17 protein-coding genes are annotated in these 17,583 nt (G+C 59.9%); 3 read left to right on the forward strand and 14 right to left on the reverse strand.

From position 1 onward, the window contains the following. The 7 genes from mreD to miaA all read right to left on the reverse strand — a co-directional run bounded on the left by mreD (position 1) and on the right by miaA (position 7,623). Positions 1-510 carry a rod shape-determining protein MreD gene (mreD, locus tag K328_RS0107795; RefSeq protein WP_028465500.1) on the reverse strand — a complete coding sequence of 170 codons (510 nt, stop codon included), beginning with the start codon at positions 508-510 and terminating at the stop codon, positions 1-3. Beyond that, the gene (gene mreC, locus K328_RS23015; RefSeq protein ID WP_084608156.1) at positions 507-1,448 is read right to left on the reverse strand and encodes a rod shape-determining protein MreC; all 942 of its coding nucleotides are present in this window, start codon (positions 1,446-1,448) and stop codon (positions 507-509) included. The genes mreD and mreC overlap by 4 nt, the downstream gene beginning before the upstream one ends. Positions 1,449-1,497: 49 nt before the next feature. Next, positions 1,498-2,541, reverse strand: coding sequence for a rod shape-determining protein (locus tag K328_RS0107805; RefSeq protein WP_028465501.1), 1,044 nt, complete (start codon positions 2,539-2,541; stop codon positions 1,498-1,500). 288 nt (positions 2,542-2,829) lie between these two features. After that, positions 2,830-3,849: a ketol-acid reductoisomerase gene (gene ilvC / locus K328_RS0107810; RefSeq protein ID WP_028465502.1), complete on the reverse strand. Its 1,020-nt coding sequence runs from the start codon at positions 3,847-3,849 to the stop codon at positions 2,830-2,832. A 137-nt stretch (positions 3,850-3,986) separates the two neighbouring features. Next, positions 3,987-4,583, reverse strand: a complete 597-nt coding sequence (gene ilvN, locus K328_RS0107815; protein WP_205620593.1) for an acetolactate synthase small subunit — start codon at positions 4,581-4,583, stop codon at positions 3,987-3,989. A 114-nt stretch (positions 4,584-4,697) separates the two neighbouring features. Next, complete coding sequence (locus K328_RS0107820) at positions 4,698-6,488, reverse strand: acetolactate synthase 3 large subunit (protein ID WP_051284631.1); 1,791 nt, start codon at positions 6,486-6,488, stop codon at positions 4,698-4,700. 163 nt (positions 6,489-6,651) lie between these two features. Next, entirely contained in the window at positions 6,652-7,623 is a 972-nt protein-coding gene (gene miaA / locus K328_RS0107825; protein WP_051284768.1) for a tRNA (adenosine(37)-N6)-dimethylallyltransferase MiaA, read from the reverse strand. A 52-nt stretch (positions 7,624-7,675) separates the two neighbouring features. On the opposite strand from miaA, the gene serB reads away from it, so the two are divergent. Then, a complete protein-coding gene (gene serB / locus K328_RS0107830; protein ID WP_028465506.1) occupies positions 7,676-8,572 on the forward strand; it encodes a phosphoserine phosphatase SerB in 897 nt (298 codons plus the stop codon). Positions 8,573-8,656: 84 nt separating this feature from the next. Here serB and K328_RS0107835 read toward each other — a convergent pair whose 3' ends face one another. The 4 genes from K328_RS0107835 to hflK all read right to left on the reverse strand — a co-directional run bounded on the left by K328_RS0107835 (position 8,657) and on the right by hflK (position 12,710). Beyond that, positions 8,657-10,156 carry a DegQ family serine endoprotease gene (locus tag K328_RS0107835; RefSeq protein ID WP_028465507.1) on the reverse strand — a complete coding sequence of 500 codons (1,500 nt, stop codon included), beginning with the start codon at positions 10,154-10,156 and terminating at the stop codon, positions 8,657-8,659. 278 nt (positions 10,157-10,434) lie between these two features. Continuing rightward, positions 10,435-10,623 carry a DUF2065 domain-containing protein gene (locus K328_RS0107840; RefSeq protein ID WP_028465508.1) on the reverse strand — a complete coding sequence of 63 codons (189 nt, stop codon included), beginning with the start codon at positions 10,621-10,623 and terminating at the stop codon, positions 10,435-10,437. Positions 10,624-10,662: 39 nt separating this feature from the next. Next, positions 10,663-11,538: a protease modulator HflC gene (hflC, locus tag K328_RS0107845; protein WP_028465509.1), complete on the reverse strand. Its 876-nt coding sequence runs from the start codon at positions 11,536-11,538 to the stop codon at positions 10,663-10,665. Further along, complete coding sequence (gene hflK, locus K328_RS0107850) at positions 11,535-12,710, reverse strand: FtsH protease activity modulator HflK (protein WP_028465510.1); 1,176 nt, start codon at positions 12,708-12,710, stop codon at positions 11,535-11,537. The genes hflC and hflK overlap by 4 nt, the downstream gene beginning before the upstream one ends. A 141-nt stretch (positions 12,711-12,851) precedes the next feature. Between hflK and apbC the strand changes: the two genes are divergently transcribed. Beyond that, positions 12,852-14,009 carry an iron-sulfur cluster carrier protein ApbC gene (gene apbC / locus K328_RS0107855; protein WP_028465511.1) on the forward strand — a complete coding sequence of 386 codons (1,158 nt, stop codon included), beginning with the start codon at positions 12,852-12,854 and terminating at the stop codon, positions 14,007-14,009. 8 nt (positions 14,010-14,017) lie between these two features. Here apbC and K328_RS0107860 read toward each other — a convergent pair whose 3' ends face one another. Genes K328_RS0107860 through K328_RS0107870 form a run of 3 tightly spaced genes read right to left on the reverse strand, consistent with a single transcriptional unit; the run spans position 14,018 to position 15,867 of the window. Next, the gene (locus K328_RS0107860; RefSeq protein WP_036553245.1) at positions 14,018-14,536 is read right to left on the reverse strand and encodes a GNAT family N-acetyltransferase; all 519 of its coding nucleotides are present in this window, start codon (positions 14,534-14,536) and stop codon (positions 14,018-14,020) included. Positions 14,537-14,539: 3 nt separating this feature from the next. Then, on the reverse strand, positions 14,540-15,064 hold the full coding sequence (locus tag K328_RS0107865) for a dihydrofolate reductase (RefSeq protein WP_156901198.1): 525 nt from the start codon (positions 15,062-15,064) through the stop codon (positions 14,540-14,542). An 8-nt stretch (positions 15,065-15,072) separates the two neighbouring features. Beyond that, positions 15,073-15,867 (reverse strand): thymidylate synthase, encoded by a 795-nt coding sequence (locus K328_RS0107870; protein WP_028465514.1) that lies wholly within the window; start codon positions 15,865-15,867, stop codon positions 15,073-15,075. Positions 15,868-16,039: 172 nt separating this feature from the next. On the opposite strand from K328_RS0107870, the gene K328_RS0107875 reads away from it, so the two are divergent. Next, a complete protein-coding gene (locus tag K328_RS0107875; RefSeq protein ID WP_028465515.1) occupies positions 16,040-17,560 on the forward strand; it encodes a tetratricopeptide repeat protein in 1,521 nt (506 codons plus the stop codon). The last annotated feature ends 23 nt before the right edge of the window (positions 17,561-17,583 follow it).

A 17,583-nucleotide genomic window follows, 5' to 3' on the forward strand; every position in this document is an offset into this window, starting at 1 on the left:
TTATCGCACCAGATAGCGGTGAATGCGAACGAAGAGCCAAGCCATAGCCGGGAAAAGCGCGACCGTCAGCCCAAAGCGGGCCAGCACCGTGTCCGGGATGATCCATGCCAGCGAGAATAGCGACATCAACATCCAGTCCAGCAGGAACGCACCGAAGGAAATGATGACGAACCCGCCCCATGCAATGAAGAAGGGTTTGGTCAGGAATGTCTGACGCTGGGTCGTGGCTACACCATAGACGGCGAGAAAGATGACGGCAGTCAGGCCGAGCGGATAGCCATGCACAAGATCCTCGGCCAGACCGGTCAGGAAAACCACGGAAGGCGGTGTCAGATCCGGCCGGTAGACAGCCCAATAGAACACGGCCATCAGCGTAAAGGCGGGCGAGACCTGCGCGTATCCCGGAATGCCGAGCGGCACCGCGCTCACAAGCACCAGCAGCAACATCGTCGCGGCAGGCATCAGATGGCGCGCCCAAAGATCCATTCTTTGGACGAAACTCGTCTTCATCTATCAGTCTTCCCGCGGGTCACACCGAGCCGTTCAACCAGGGTCGGTTCAGGGTCCGGCGCCAGCACGGTAAACGGCGGCGGGTCCATCGGGCCGGGGATCACGCCCTGCATCAGGTAATCGACGATGCGGACAAACTCGAGATGGGTCCAGTCGACCACGGGCTTGACGCGGATCCCTGATTCCGAGACCGAGGAAACGGTGCCGACCGGCAAACCGGCAGGCAACATCCCGCCATGTCCGGAGCTGATCACCAGATCCCCCGGAGAGACCCGATTGTTCTGCGGCAGATACAGAATGCGCGGATGGTTTGTATTGTCCCCGACCAGAATACCCGGCTCCCGCGCGGCGCCGATCAGGACCGGGATCTGGGCGTTCAAGTCCGTCACCAGAAGCATACGTGCATGCAACTCGCCGACTTCGACGACGGTTCCTGCAAGCCCGTCTTCCGAGACCACGCCCTGGCCGCGTCGGACACCGCTCTGGCGCCCCGCGTTCAATAGGGCGCTACGCACGAACGGGCCACCGGCCTCCGCTATCACACGGGCGGAAATATAGCTAACCGGCGGTGGCCCGACATGATGCGTCAGACGCTTCAGGGCCTTGTTCTCGGATTCCAGCAGATGAGCGACATGCTGCCACTGTTTCAGGCGGCTGTTCTCTTCACGCAGCTGCTCGTTCTCCGCATGCAGGTCCCGCAGAGTGAGCGCTGTTTCCACGCCTTTGGAGACGGCAGCGGCAGGGTGCGAGAGGGCTTCGAGAATAGGCGCGACAGCATCAACCGCAGCGATCTGCAATCGCTTGACCATAACGATGTCGGCCTTGCCGAGCAGCATCAGACCGAAAGCGGCCAATACAAGTGCAGTGAAGGCAAAGCGCTGCCAAAGGGTTCGCACAGGCTGGGCGACACGGGAAAATGATGCCGGTCTACGCCCCATTCCTTGCCTGCTCCTTCCTACGCCAATTCCATCATCGCAGCCTCATCGGTCAGTAGGCACCGATGAGAACGTTGCGGAGTACCTTCATTTCCTCGAGACAGCGCCCGGTACCGAGGGCCACGCAGGAGAGCGGATCGTCGGCGATGGAGACCGGCAGGCCGGTCGAGTGCCGCAGCACGTAATCGAGATTGCCGAGCAGCGCGCCACCACCGGTGAGCACAATGCCTTTGTCGACGATGTCGGCTGCGAGTTCCGGCGGGGTCTGCTCAAGGGCGACCTTGACCGCCTCGATGATCTGACTAACCGGCTCGGCCAAGCTTTCGGCGACCTGGCTCTGGTCGATGATCAGTTCCTTCGGCACGCCGTTCATCAGATCGCGCCCTTTGATTTCAAGGGTCTTGCCAACGCCGTCTTCCGGCGGGAACGCGGAGCCGATTTCCTTCTTGATCCGTTCCGCACTGCCCTCGCCGACCAGCAGGTTATGGTTCCGGCGGATATAGGCGATGATGGCTTCGTCCATCTTATCGCCACCGACCCGGACCGAACGGGAATAGACAATACCGCCGAGCGAAAGCACGGCGACCTCGGTGGTACCGCCGCCGATATCGACGACCATGGAGCCGGTCGGCTCCGTCACGGGCAGGTTCGCACCGATCGCGGCAGCCATCGGCTCCTCGATCAGGAACACCCGGCGGGCGCCCGCGCTCTCTGCGCTCTCCTGAATCGCCCGACGCTCAACCGCTGTCGAGCCGGACGGCACGCAGACGATGACCTGCGGGCTGGCGAAGCTGCGCCGGTTATGCACTTTGCGGATGAAGTGCTTGATCATTTCCTCGGCGACTTCGAAATCCGCAATGACGCCATCGCGCAGCGGCCGGATTGCCTGAATGTTGCCCGGCGTTCGGCCAAGCATCTGTTTCGCTTCATCACCGACGGCGAGAACCTGTTTCTTGCCGCGCACAGTGGCGATAGCAACAACCGACGGTTCATTGAGAACAATGCCCCGGCCCTTCACGTAGACCAGCGTATTCGCGGTCCCAAGGTCAATCGCCATGTCGGCGGAGAGCATGCCAAGTAGGTTTGCAAAAAACATTTACGTTCAGCCCGGTCGCGCGCTTCGGAATCGGTTCACATACAGTGCCGCCGCCGGAATAGACCAAAGTTCGGATCGGCCTTGCAACGGAAAACGGTCACCCATTGCATTTACCCCACGCAGTCTACCCGAAATCGGTGACGCCACAGGGGAATCATATCAAAGAATCAGCTTACTATGTAATTTAATTGTCGCGTCGCTTTAGCAAAAAATTTTCTAATGCGCGAAAGTGGCGGCGCGGCGACGACAGAATCGCCGCCGCGCTACCTTCAGGTTAGTTCTGCCAGATTAGTTCTTCGCCTTGTCGACGAGAGCGTTCTGGGAGATCCAGGGCATCATGGCGCGCAGCTTCTCGCCGACCACCTCGATGTCGTGCTCGGCTGCACGACGGCGCATGGTCTTGAAGCCGGCCTGCTTGACCTGGTTTTCCAGCATCCAGCGGCGCGCGAAGTCACCGGACTGAATGTCTTCGAGAACGTTCTTCATCTCCGCCTTCACCGCAGCGGTGATAATGCGCGGGCCGGTGACGTATTCGCCATACTCGGCCGTGTTGGAGATGGAGTAGTTCATGTTGGCGATGCCACCTTCGAAGATCAGATCAACGATCAGCTTCACTTCGTGCAGGCACTCGAAATAGGCCATTTCCGGCGCATAACCGGCTTCGACCAGGGTTTCGTAACCAGCCTTGATCATCTCGCAGAGACCGCCGCAGAGGACAGCCTGCTCACCGAACAGATCGGTTTCGCACTCTTCCTTGAAGCTCGTCTCGATGGTGCCGGCCCGGCCGCCACCAATGGCGGAGGAATAGGACAGCGCGATCTCGAGCGCATTGCCGGAGCCGTTCTGGTGCACGGCGACCAGGCACGGCACGCCGCCGCCACGTACATACTCGGAGCGCACGGTGTGACCCGGGCCCTTCGGTGCGATCATGAAGACATCAAGGTCCGGACGCGGATCGATGAAGCTGAAGTGAATGTTGAAGCCGTGCGCGAATGCGATGGCAGTGCCTTCGCGCATGTTGTCTTTCAGGTCCTGATCATAAATGTCGGACTGGCCCTCATCCGGAGTCAGCATCATGACAACGTCAGCCCAGGCAGCGGCTTCGGCTGCGGTCATGCATTTCAGACCAGCGGCTTCGACCTTGGCACGGCTGGACGAATCTTCGCGCAGCGCGACGACGATGTCCTTCACGCCACTGTCTTTCAGGTTATTGGCGTGGGCATGGCCCTGGCTACCGTAACCGACAATCGCAACCTTCTTGTTCTTGATCAGATTGACGTCGGCATCCCGATCGTAATAGACGCGCATTTCTAGGCCCTCTCGTTTACGTTCCTGTAACTCAATACTTCAATGGAGCTCTCTGTCTCCCACCCGACGCAAGCCGCCGGGCAGAATTGATCGGGCAACGGGTCGGGCTCCGATAACTCCCGCTGCCTCAGGCCTGTTCAGACCTTTTTCTGTGCCTTCTTGCCTGCCGGCTGCTTGGCCTTCTTGCGGTTGACCTCCAGCGTGCTGAAGACAGGCATATCCAGATTACTGCCCCGGGCGATCGCGACGACGCCGGTGCGGGATACCTCGATTGCGCCAAGCGCACTCATAAGCTCGACAAACGCCGTGATCTTGGACGGGCTGCCGGTCAGCTCGAAGACGAAGCTTTCAAGCGTGCTGTCGATAGCACGGGCACGGAACATGTCCGCGATCCGGAGTGCCTCGATACGGTGCTCGCCGACATTGCGGATCTTGATCAGCGCCAGCTCGCGTTCCAGGTGCGGGCCTTCAAGGGTCAAATCGTGCACGGAATGAACCGGCACGAGCCGGCCGAGCTGTGCCTTGATCTGGGCAATGATCAGCGGCGTCCCGGTGGTCACGATGGTGATCCGGGACAAGTGCGCCGCCGTGTCGACTGAAGAAACCGTCAGGCTTTCGATATTATAGCCGCGACCGGAAAACAGGCCGATGACACGGGCGAGCACGCCCGGCTCGTCGTCCACCAGCACGGCAAGAGTGTGGGTCGCTTCTGCGATTTCAGTGGTTGCGTTCACGATACGCTCCGAATTCTGGGCGGCCGACCGGCCGCCGATACCTTATAGAGTGAATGGACGGATGGCGCCCGCGCCTTTTCCGGCAAGCGGGCGACATGCCTTCAGGCGGGATTTCTAGACCAGAACCATCCCGTTCTCCGACGTCTCCAGTTCCGCCTTGTCGTCCGGTCCGAGCAGCATTTCGTAATGCGCAGCGCCGGACGGGATCATCGGGAAGCAGTTCTCGTCCTTCTTGACCATGATATCGGCCAGCACGAAACGGTCTGTCTCCAGCATCTCCATGATGACGTCGTCGAGCTGGTCGACAGTCTCTGCCCGCAAGCCGACGCCGCCGAAAGCCTCCGCGACCTTGATGAAATCCGGCAGGCTCTCCGAATAGCTCTCGGAGTAGCGGCCGCCATGGTTCAACTCCTGCCACTGCCGGACCATGCCCATCCACTGATTGTTGACAATGAAGGACTTCACCGGCAGCCGGTACTGGGCGAGCGTCGACAACTCCTGAATATTCATCAGGTATGAGGCTTCGCCTGCAATATCGATCACCGTTGAGTCCGGATGCGCGATCTGCACGCCCATCGCCGCCGGCAGGCCGTAGCCCATCGTGCCGAGACCACCAGAGGTCATCCAGCGGTTAGGCTCCTCGAAACCGAAATACTGGGCCGCCCACATCTGGTGCTGGCCGACTTCGGTGGTGATGTAGGTGTCACGATCACGGGTCAGCTCATACAGCCGCTTGATCGCGTGCTGCGGCTTGATGATCGACGTGTCTTCCGTGAACGCCAGGCACTTGCGCTCACGCCATTTCTCGATCTGCGCCCACCACTTTTCAAGCGGCTTGGCATTGGCCTTGTAGCCCTTGGCTTTCCAGACCTTGATCATCTGCTCCAGGACATTCGCCGCATCGCCGATGATTGGCAGATCAACAACCACGTTCTTGTTGATCGAACTCGGGTCGATATCGACATGTACCTTGGTCGAATTCGGCGAGAAGTCGGCGATCCGGCCCGTCACCCGGTCATCAAACCGCGCGCCGATATTGATCATCACATCGCAATTATACATCGCCAGATTGGCTTCGTAGGTCCCGTGCATGCCGAGCATGCCGAGGAACTGACGATCCTGCGACGGATAGGCGCCGAGGCCCATCAACGTCAGGGTTGTCGGCGCCTGGGTCAGACGCACCAGCTCGGCATAGAGTTTGGAGGCCTTCGGGCCGGCATTGATCAGGCCACCGCCGCCATAGAAGATCGGCCGCTTGGCTTTTGCGAGCAGATCGACCGCACGCTCGATGGCGCTCTCGTCACCCTTTACCTGCGGCTTGTAGCTGGGATGCGCGTTCCCGTTCGGGGCATAATAAGGGCCTTCCGCGAACAGAATGTCTTTCGGCAGATCGACCACGACCGGACCCGGACGGCCGGTGGTGGCGACATAGACCGCCTCATGAATAGTGTCGGCCAGCCGGGTGACGTCTTTCACCAGATAATTATGCTTGGTGCACGGCCGGGTGATGCCGGTCGTATCCGCTTCCTGGAAGGCGTCGTTGCCGATCAGATGCGTGGGCACCTGGCCGGTGAGACAGACAATCGGAATGGAGTCCATCAGCGCATCGGTCAGGCCGGTCACCGCATTGGTCGCGCCCGGACCGGAGGTCACCAGCACGCACCCGACCTTACCGGTCGAACGGGCATAACCTTCCGCCGCATGCACGGCCGCCTGCTCATGGCGCACTAGGATGTGGCGGATACGGTTGGACTTGAAGATCTCGTCATAGATCGGCAATACCGCCCCGCCGGGATAGCCGAATACCACTTCTACGCCCTGATCCTGCAACGCTTTGAGAATGATCGCCGCCCCATTCATCTGGGCGTCGGGTTTTCGGGTATGCGGCGTGCGCGGGGTAGCCATTTTACCGTTCCTCTCTCAAATCAAATTCGCAGTTGCGGCATAAACCGCACCCGCCACTGGGCGGGATTGATCAGATAAAATCCTGTCAAATCAGTAAGGTCGACAGAAACTCAGACAAATATCGCGACACCAAAGGCGTCGCGACGGGCCGGAACCTAGACCGTCATCTATGACCGGTCAACAGAAACTGACGAATATTATTAAAGATTTTTTCGTCCGATCTTTCCGAATATTGCTCATGCAGGGTCGAATTTGCATGAACCTGATTACGGAACCATGTCATTTGACGTTTCGCATAGCGCCGCGTGTCCCGTTGCGCGATCCGAACGCATTCCTCACGAGACGCCTTTCCTCTTATAAATTCAATCAGTTGCGGAACACCCAAAGCCTTCATAGCTGGCAAGGCAGGATCGAGATCGAACGCCATCAGGGCCTCCACCTCCTCTAATGCGCCGCGCTCCAGCATTTTTTCGAAGCGTCCATCGCAACTGCGATACAAAGACGCACGCTCCGGCAACAGTGTGACAGTGAAGAAGTCGATGCCTTCCGGCGGTTCCGCCGGGCGCTCCTGCCAGGCGGAAAGCGGCTGCCCCGTTTCCTGCAGCACTTCCCAAGCCCGGATCAGCCGCTGGCTGTCACCATCGTGCAGGCGCGCAGCCAGTACGGGGTCCCCCTTCGCCAGCCTTTGCCGGAGCGCCGCCCCGCCTATCTCAGCATGCAGCGCGCGCGCCTCGGCGCGCACAGCGGGTGAGACCTCGGGCATTTCGGAAAGGCCATGTGTCAGGGCGCGCAGATAGAGTCCGGTACCGCCGCAGAGGATCGGCACCCTGCCCGCCTTTGCGGCTTCGTGAATTTCGGCAAGGGCATGGTCGCGCCAGAGTGCGGCCGAGCAGACTTCCGCCGCGCCAAGAAATCCGTAGAGCCGATGCGGCGCCCGCTCCAGATCGACCGGATCGGGCCGGGCGGTGATGATGTCCAACTCCCGGTAAACCTGCATCGAGTCCGCATTGATGACAGTCCCGCCCAACTCCTCGGCGAGATCGACAGCGAGCGCAGATTTACCGCTCGCGGTCGGACCGCCGATGACAATGGCCCTGATCGTGCCGTCCCGGATTGTGCCGGGGCCGTCTTCCATATCTGAAACTTCGCTGGACATGCCCATGGCGATTACGCGATAAGCCGGGCCCATGCAATATGTCCTCACTCTGACGTCAAATCCGACCGCCCCCGCAATCGACAGCGCCGTTGTCTCCATAGTAGAGGCGGCCTTGCGCGACGGCGGTCTGACAATCGGCGCAATCGATTGGCTCGATCCCGACGTGGCCGCTGATCTTCCGTTCAACGGCATCATGCAAGCCGACCTCACTGCAACGCTGCAAGAGGCCCTTTCCGGGATCGACGTGGACGTGAACCTGCAGAGTGCTCCGGACCGTCGGAAGAAGCTGCTCATTGCCGATATGGATTCCACGGTCATCACCTCCGAATCCCTCGATGATCTCGCGGCCTATGCCGGGATCGGCGACAAGATCGCCCCGATCACCTTTCGCGCCATGCGCGGTGAGCTCGATTTTGAGGAAGCCCTGAAGGAACGGGTCGCGATGTTGGCAGGGCATCCCTCGAGCCTGCTTGACCGCCTGCTGGCCGAAGTCGAGATCACCCCTGGCGCACAAGTCCTTGTTGCCACTATGCGGCGCGACGGAGCCTATACCGCCCTTGTCTCCGGCGGCTTCACATCGCTGACTGGCCCGGTGCGCGAGCGGCTGGGTTTCCACACCGACCGCGCCAACACGCTGAACGTCGCCAATGGCAGTTTTACCGGGACCGTCGGCGAGCCGATCCTGGGACGGGATGCGAAACTCGTTGCCCTCAACGAATTCTGCGCCGAACTCGGCATTGGTCCGGCCAACGCCGTGACGGTCGGCGACGGGGCGAACGATCTCGCCATGTTGCAGGCTGCGGGCATGGGTGTCGCTTTCCGTGGCAAACCGGCCGTCCGCGAGGCGGCAGGTTTCCGGATCGATCACGGAGACCTTAGCGCGCTGCTCCACCTGCAAGGATACAAGCGATCCGAATTTGCCGATTGAACGGCGCCAAAAACAACGGCGCCGGTCTTTCGACCGGCGCCGCGCGTCGCACCCGCTAGGGCTGCCTGGGGGGGCGGGGGAGAATTAGCCCTCAGTAATGCGGAGTGCGACAAACCTCATTTCACCACCGCGATTGACGGTAAGCAGAACCGACTTCTTGCCGGCATCCTTGGCTTTCGCGATGCCCTTCTGGACGCTGGACGGTGACATCACAGGCGTCTGCTGCACCTCGACGATCACGTCGCCTACCCGCAGATCGCGGGCCGACGGGCCATTCGGATCAACATCCGTGACCACAACGCCCTTGGCATCGTCTCCAAGAGAGAACTTACCTCGCATGTCGTCGCTGATTGCCGACAATTCAAGGCCCAGCGATTCAACACGGTCAGGTTTAGCCGGTTCCGGCTGCGGACCACCACTGGTAAGCAGGGCTTTTTTCTCAGCCTCCTCAAGCTCACCGATATTCGCGGTGACCTTGACCAGCTTGCCTCCACGCCAGAGTTCAACCGGCACGTCCTTGCCGATTGGCGTCTGAGCGACGATCTTCGGCAGCTCACGCATGGAGGCGACATCACGTTTGTTGAACGTCAGGATCACGTCGCCGGCACGGATACCCGCCGACTTGGCCGGCCCCTTGTCGTTGACATGAGCAACGAGAGCGCCACGCGCACTGTCGAGAGACAGGCTTTCGGCAACTTCGTCCGTCACTTCCTGGATCCGCACGCCGAGCCAGCCACGACGGGTCCGGCCGAATTCACGCAGCTGCTGGACGACAGGATCGGCCAACGCCGCGGAAACCGCGAAGCCGATGCCAACCGAACCGCCCGATTGAGAGAAGATCACGGTGTTCACACCGATCACCTCGCCATCCAGATTGAACAGTGGACCGCCGGAATTGCCCTTGTTGATGGCTGCATCGGTCTGGATGAAATCATCATACGGACCCTGCCCGATATCACGCCCCCGGGCCGAAACGATACCGGCCGTGACCGTGCCGCCAAGACCAAACGGGTTACCGATCGCAACAACCCAGTCGCCAACACGCATCTTGTCCGAGTTACCGAATTTCACCACCGGCAGATCAACGTCGCGTGGATCGAACTTCAGCACGGCAATGTCAGTTTTCGGGTCGGTGCCGACCAAAGTCGCCTCGAACTCTGTATCGTCCTGCATGCGGACCACGATTTCGTCCGCGTCGCGGATGACATGGTTGTTGGTCACCACATAGCCAGCCTTGTCGACAATGAAGCCGGAACCGAGGGACTGTGCCCGACGGGAGCGCGGCTCACCGTTCGGACGCATGCGGTCCTCGAATTCCTTGAAGAATTCCTCGAACGGCGTGCCTGGTGGCAATGCGCGATCATCGCTTGATGCCGTGATGGTCTGCGTCGTCGAGATGTTGACCACCGCCGGGAGCAACTTCTCCGCAAGATCGGCAAAGGTCTCCGGCGCAGCTCTGGCAATCGCGGGGTTTACCGGCATAAACACCGGCACGGCCACGGCAACCGCCATGAAACCGGCCACCAAACCGTTCCTCAGGCTTCGGCTGACCGAGTGTGAGATTTCCGTGGGGACGCCTGTCATAGTTTGAACGCTCCTTGGCAAAGCTTGTATCTATTTTGGGTATCGGGACTCTATCCCGGCCCGGAAGCGGCGGACCTTTGGCCCGTCAACAGAAGTAATTATTTTCGCCCCGCTTTATACGCCATCAAAGGTAGGGACGATCGAACGGCTTTCAACGCTGCCCCTCAATAATGTCAGATATAGCGACCGGGTGTGGCGGCAATGTGGTGAGGATCGAGCAACTGTGTCTGAATTGGGGCAATTGCCATCCCCTCCCTCTCCGGGAAGCAGCGAACGCCTCAAACGGCGCGCAAGAACCAGGCAAGCACGAAGCCGAGAACCATCGCCGCGAGTCCAACGCGCCGCAGCACGCCTTCATCCAGCTCCAGCGCCATCCGCATCATTGCCTTCATTCGGCCCGGCATCAGTACGTAAAGACAGCCCTCAATAAAAAAAACGAGGGCGAGCGCCGTCAGGAAATCCGTCACGGCACTGCCCTCGTCTGTTTCCGAGCCGCATCGGCTCCGCTATTGCGGAGCCGGCGCGCCTTCGATGTTCTTGAAGAATTTGAAGAAGTCGCTATCCGGAGACAGTACCATCGTCGTATCGCCGCCGGTCATCGCCTTCCGATAGGCCTGCATCGACCGGTAGAAAGCGAAGAATTCCGGATCCTTGCCGAATGCTTTCGCATAAATACGGATCGCTTCAGCGTCGCCCTGACCTCGCAGGATTTCGGACTGCTTCTTGGCTTCAGCGACGATCACGACACGCTGCTTGTCGGCATCGGCGCGGATCTTCTGCGCTTCTTCCTGACCCTGTGCCCGGAATTCCTTGGCCTCTCGTTCACGCTCGGACTTCATCCGGTTGTAAATGTTGAGGCTGGTTTCTTCCGGATAATCCGCACGGCGAATTCGCACCTCGACCAGCTCCATACCGAGCGGCCGGGCACCGTCATTCGCCTGCTGGCGAATGCTGGCCATGATCGAGATCCGCTGATCCGAGAGAATGCTCAGCAGCGTTTCGTTACCAAGCACACGACGCAGTGCGGAGTTGATGATCGGGCTCAAACGCGAACGGGCGCCCATCTCATCCTTCACGGTCTGGAAGAACAGCAACGGGTCAACGATCTTGAAGCGTGCGTAGGAATCCACGTCGAGACGCTTCTGGTCAGACAGGATGACCTGCTGCTTCGGCGGATCGAGATCCAGCACGCGCTTGTCGTAATAGACCACGTTCTGCCAAGGCAACTTGACCTTCAGGCCGGGATCCTTGACCGCTTCGATCGGTGCACCGAACTGCAGGACAATGGCCTGCTGAACCTGCGGCACGACGAAAAGCGACGTGAAAGCGACAAACCCGGCGCCCAGTACCAGGACGCCTAAGACTGCGAGGCCCTTATTCATTGCGTGCCTCCCGAGGTCGTACTGTTCTTCTGCATCTGTTTCTGCACTTCAGGCAGAGGCAGATAAGGCACCACGCCGGAGCCACCGTCCGCACTGTCGATGATGATCTTGTTCACGTTTCCGAGGACCTCTTCCATGGTCTCCAGATAGATACGCTTCTGGGTGACCTCCTTGGCAGCCGAATAGGCCTTGTAGACCGACTCGAAACGATCCGCGTCACCGATGGCGCGGTTGGTGACTTCCTGACGGAAAGCGTCCGCCTCTTCGATCATTTGTGCCGCTTCACCGCGAGCCCGCGGAACCACGTCATTGCGGAAAGTCTCGGCTTCGTTCTTCAGCCGGTCCTTATCCTGACGGGCACGCTGCACTTCGTTGAAGGCATCGATCACCTGCTTCGGCGGATCGACCGCCAGCAACTGAACCTGCCGCACAGAAACGCCGGCGCCGTATTCAGTCAGCAAGTTCTGCAGATCTTCCTGCACCGTGCTTTCGATCAGCTGACGACCTTCGGTCAGAGCGACCTGGATCGGCCGCTTGCCGATGGCGTCGCGCATGGCCGACTCCGCCGCCATTTTCACGGTTTCCTCGGGATCCTGCAGATTGAACAGGAAGTCGCCGGCTTCGGCGATCCGCCAGAACACGACGAAATCGATATCGACGATGTTTTCATCGCCGGTAATCATCTGGCTCTCTTCCGGCACGTCGCGCTGAACCGAGCTGCGGCCGGAGCCATCGCCGGAACTGCGATAACCGATTTCGACCCGGTTTTCGCGGGTCACATCAGGCCGGATCACACCTCCGATCGGAGACGGATAATTCCAGTGCAGACCAGGCTCCGTCGGCACACCGGTATACCGGCCAAACACAAGCTCGATGCCCTGTTCGTTCGGTTGCACCCGATAAAGTCCGGAAAACAGCCAAAGAGCCAGAAGGCCGATGACGACCAGTGTAACCCCCGTCGGCCCGCCCATGCCGTGCGGCAAAAAGCGCTTCAGCCGTTCCTGACCCTGACGGATCACCTCGTCAATGTCAGGCGGCTGCTGACCGCCGCCGCCTGGCCCGCGGCCACCCCACGGGGACTTACCGCCACCGCCGCTGCCGCCGCCAGACCCGTTACCACCGCCGCCGCCCCAAGGGCCGCCGCCGCCACCACCTTGATTACTCCAAGGCATCTATGTTTCCCCTCATCATAAAGCGCTCGTCGCTCTTAGCAGATGCCCCACCTGTTGCAAAGGAATAGGGGAAGCGTATATCTGCTTGCGCACGACAATACAGTGCAACCGCATATTGGCCAAAAGCCGGAGAAATCAAGCATGGCACGGGTAACCGAAGATCAGATCCTGGCAGCCCTGAAGGCTGTAGAAGACCCTGACAAGGGGCAGGACATTGTCTCACTTGGCATGGTGAGCGGCCTTGTCGTGAAAGATGGCAATGTCGGCTTCGCTATCGAGGTCGACCCGCAGCGCGGCCCGGAGCTTGAGCCGCTGCGTCAGGCGGCGGAGAAGGCCGTCGACACGGTTCCTGGTGTGCTGTCCGTCACCGCGGTGCTCACCGCGCACCGTCCGGGTGCCCAGGGCCAGCAGCCCGCGCCTCAGGCGCCTCAGCCGCGCGCACAGGCTCCGGCCGGCGCCCCTCAAGCCCGCCCGGCGCAGAATACGCAAAAAACCCTGGTACCCGGCATCAAGTCGATCATTGCCGTTGCTTCGGGCAAGGGCGGTGTCGGCAAATCCACCACCGCCATCAACCTCGCCCTCGCTCTGAAGGCCTCGGGCCTCACCGTCGGCATTCTCGATGCGGACATTTACGGCCCGTCCCTGCCCCGCATGATGGGTATTTCCGGCCGCCCGACGACGGATGACGGCAAGATCCTGAAGCCGCTCGAGCGGTTCGGCGTCAAATGCATGTCGATCGGCTTCCTGGTGCCGGAAGACACCCCGACCATCTGGCGCGGCCCGATGGTGATGAGCGCGCTGGAACAGATGCTGCGTGATGTGCTCTGGGGCGAACTTGACGTGCTCGTCGTCGACATGCCGCCGGGCACAGGCGATGCCCAGCTCACCATGTCCCAACGCGTTCCGCTGGCCGGCGCGGTGATCGTCTCGACACCGCAGGACATTGCCCTGCTGGATGCCCGCAAGGGCCTCAACATGTTCCGCAAGGTCGACGTGCCGGTGCTCGGCATCATCGAGAACATGAGCTATTTCCTCTGCCCGAGCTGCGGTGAGCGCTCTGACATCTTCGGCCATGGCGGCGCCCGCGACGAAGCCGAGCGGATCGGTGTCGACTTCCTCGGCGAAGTCCCGCTGCACATGGATATCCGCGAGACCTCGGACGCCGGAAACCCGATCGTGGTCTCGGCCCCGGACAGCGCGCATTCCGTTGCCTACAAGGCAATTGCAGAGAAGGTCTGGAGCAAGATCGGCAGCGGTGACACCGGGAGCCGGGCGGCTCCGAACATCGTCTTCAACTAGGCGCGAACTTAGAGACCGGCAATGGTGCTGCGCCGCTCCATGATCGTGGTGTCGCGCCATTGCCCTGCCATCGGGCCATAGGTCATCTTCGCGATCCGTTCACGTGTACCGAGGATACGGAAGCCATAGGCTTCATGCAGCCGGATACTGGCTTCGTTTTCCGGGAAGACGCTGGTTTGCAGGGTCCAGAACCCGGCCTGCTCGGACTGCTTGATGAGCGCTTCGAGCAGAATCCGCCCGATCCCCATACCGCGCGCCTCCGGCGCGATATAGATGCTGTGCTCCGCGACCCCGCGATAGACTGCGCGGCTTGAAATCGGCGTCAAGCCGAGCCAACCAACGACAACATTGTCAGCAAGCGCCACCAGCCGGCATTCGGACAGATATTTCGCATCGAACGCGGCCCAGTCCGGTGCCTGCGCTTCGAAAGTTGCATGGCCGGTATCAATCCCGGCCTGATAGATCGCAAGCACCCGCTCCGCGTCACCCGGCTCCATGGCGCGCAGGCTGACCACTCTGTCGTTCATTTCTCAGCCCCGCTCCAGCGTGACAAAACTGTGTGCAGGCTTTTCGCCGTCCGCCGGGTGATCTTCCCGCTCCGTCTCGTGCCATTCTGCCCGGTCGAAATCGGGAAAGCGGGTCTGGCCCTCAACGTCGACATGGATCTCCGTCAGATGCAGGCGCTTCACCTTGTCGAAGGCCTGGCGATAGATCTCCGCACCGCCAAAGACGATAATCTCGTCGACACCATCCGTCAGCGCCACACGGCGGGCGACGTCCAGCGCCTCGTCGAGATCATGCACCACCTCGACGCCCTCGACCTTGAAGCCACGATCACGGGTGACGACAATATTGGTTCGGCCCGGCAGGGGTTTGCCGATTGACTGATAGGTCTTGCGGCCCATCACCAGGGGTTTCCCCATGGTCATCCGCTTCACCCGCTTCAGGTCCGACGGCAGATGCCAGGGCATCTTCTCGCCATCCCCGATTACGCCATTGTCGGACATTGCAACAACGATGACCGGCACCGGAAACTGCACAACCTTATCGTCCATACCCATCTCTAGACCGCGACCGGCGCGGAGATATGCGGTGCGGCCTCGTAGCCAACAAGCTCGAAATCGTCATAGCGGAACGCAAACAGGTCAGTAACCTCCGGGTTGATGCGCATGGTGGGCAGACGTCCGGGTACACGCTGCAACTGCTCGCGGGCCTGATCGAAATGGTTACGGTAGAGGTGGGTATCCCCGAAGGAATGGACGAAATCGCCAGGCTGCAAACCGGTGACCTGAGCCACCATCAGGGTCAGCAAAGCGTAGGATGCGATATTGAACGGCACGCCGAGAAAGATATCCGCGCTGCGCTGGTAGAGCTGACACGACAGCTTGCCGTCCGCAACATAGAACTGGAACAGGCAGTGACACGGCGGCAAGGCCATTTTCGGCACGTCTGCAGGGTTCCAGGCGGTAACGATCAGGCGTCGGGAATCCGGCCGTTCGCCGATATCGTCAAGCAGGTTCCGGATCTGGTCGATAGTCCCGCCATCCTTATCCGGCCAGGACCGCCACTGATGCCCGTAGACCGGCCCGAGGTCACCGTTCTCGTCCGCCCATTCATTCCAGATCCGGACGCCGTTCTCTTGCAGGTATGCGATGTTGGTATCACCCGCGAGGAACCAGAGCAGCTCATGGATTATGGATTTCAGATGCAGCTTCTTGGTCGTCAGAACCGGAAAGCCACGGGACAGATCGAAACGCATCTGATGGCCGAAAATCGACCGCGTCCCGGTCCCGGTCCGGTCGCTCTTGTCGGTGCCTTCCTCCAGCACCTTCGCCATCAGATCGAGATATTGCCGCATGGATAGACAGTCCCGTCACGCTCATTGAGAAACGGCACATATTGTGAACCGGGCGCAGTCTAACGCAAGGGATTGCAGACCAGGATGGCAATGACGATTGACAGAGTGCTGAATCCGCTCGCACTTTTGGTCCAATATCCGTTCGCACCGAAACCGGACCGGGATACCGATCATGCCGGAAAGCCGCGACTCCCTTTTGGCCGACTGCCAGCAGCTCTTGGCCAATGGAAAATGGAACGAGGCGCGCTCCCGCCTGGAAAATGCGTTCGCGTCTGCCCCTACTGATGTTCTTATTGCCTATAGCCTGGCAACGGCCTGCCGTCTTTCGGGCATGATGGACCGTGCGGCCCAGCTTTTCCAGGCGATCCACACAACCCTCCCCGATATGGCGGAGGCAGTCATCGGACTGGCGCACAGCCTTGCCGAACTCGGCGCTTCTGAACAAGCGAATGACGTCCTACGACGTGCGATCATCAGATCGCCAAGCATAGCGCCTGTCTATACAGCATACGGTGAAATAGCCCTGAAATCGGGGAACATTCATCAGGTTGAACCCGCCTTTAGCCGGGCGGTCATTATTGTTCCGGCTTCATCCAAAGCGCAGTCAAACCTGGCGGAAATTCTAAGCCAGCAAGAACGCTTCTCAGAAGCGGAGCCGCATTATCAAAGCGCCTTGCAGGCCAATCCGGAAAATCAGCAATTACGTCTCAATTACGGGGTTCACCTTCTCTCTCAAGGAAAAGTCAGGGAGGGTTGGGCATATTACGAGGCAAGGCTTTCTTCGCAGATATCCAGCGCCCCGGTGAGATCGATTTCAATACCGCGCTGGGACGGAACCTGCCCCGAAGCACATAATATTCTGATCCTGAACGAGCAGGGTCTCGGCGATGAGTTGCGGTTTGCGGCTATGCTGCCGGAACTCTCCAAGTTAGCCCGAAGCATCACCTTGGAATGCGACCCTAGACTAGTTGACCTTTTCGAGAGATCCATCCCAGCCATCCGGGCACACGGGTTCTCCAGGCATAAAAGGAGCGGTCGCGGACATTTTTCTTATGCCTGGCTTCCGGAATCGGGAGGTCCCGATTGCTATGTCGAGATTGGCAGCTTACGCCATTTTGTAGGAGAAGGTCTTCGGCCCCAGCGCAATGACTGCGGCTTCTTGATCCCTCGCATGGATCTGACGCAGCAGATCGGCAATCATCTCCGGGCCCAGGCTGCGGGACGGCATATCGTCGGCGTTTCTTGGACTAGCGGCTCACAAACCTTCGGGCGCGGAGTTAATTACCCACCTCCATCAGCATGGCGCGACTTGCTCGACTTGCCCAACACGTTGCTCGTTTCACTTCAGTATGGCGAAACGGAGGAAATGATCGCAGAGTTTGAAGAAGCGACGGGCCACAAACTTTACAGAATCGCGGGTCTCGATCTGCGCAACGATCTTGAAAGCCTTGCTGCGCTGGCATCCAGTCTCGACCTGATGCTTTCGGTTGGAAATTCGACTGCGGCGATCGTCGGCGCCGTCGGCACAAAAACGATTGAGTTTCTGACCTCGGGCGGCTGGGTACCTCTATCCGGAGACCGAGACAGCTTTATAGGCGCGATCCGGAGGATCAAGCAGACCAGACTAGGCGACTGGGCCAGATCTATGATTATTGCAAAGAGCCTCGCGCTCGAAATATTGGAAAACCACTAATTCCTCGAAACATCTCGCAACTC

It is taken from the genome of Nisaea denitrificans DSM 18348, from assembly GCF_000426505.1.
Lineage (GTDB): Bacteria > Pseudomonadota > Alphaproteobacteria > Thalassobaculales > Thalassobaculaceae > Nisaea > Nisaea denitrificans.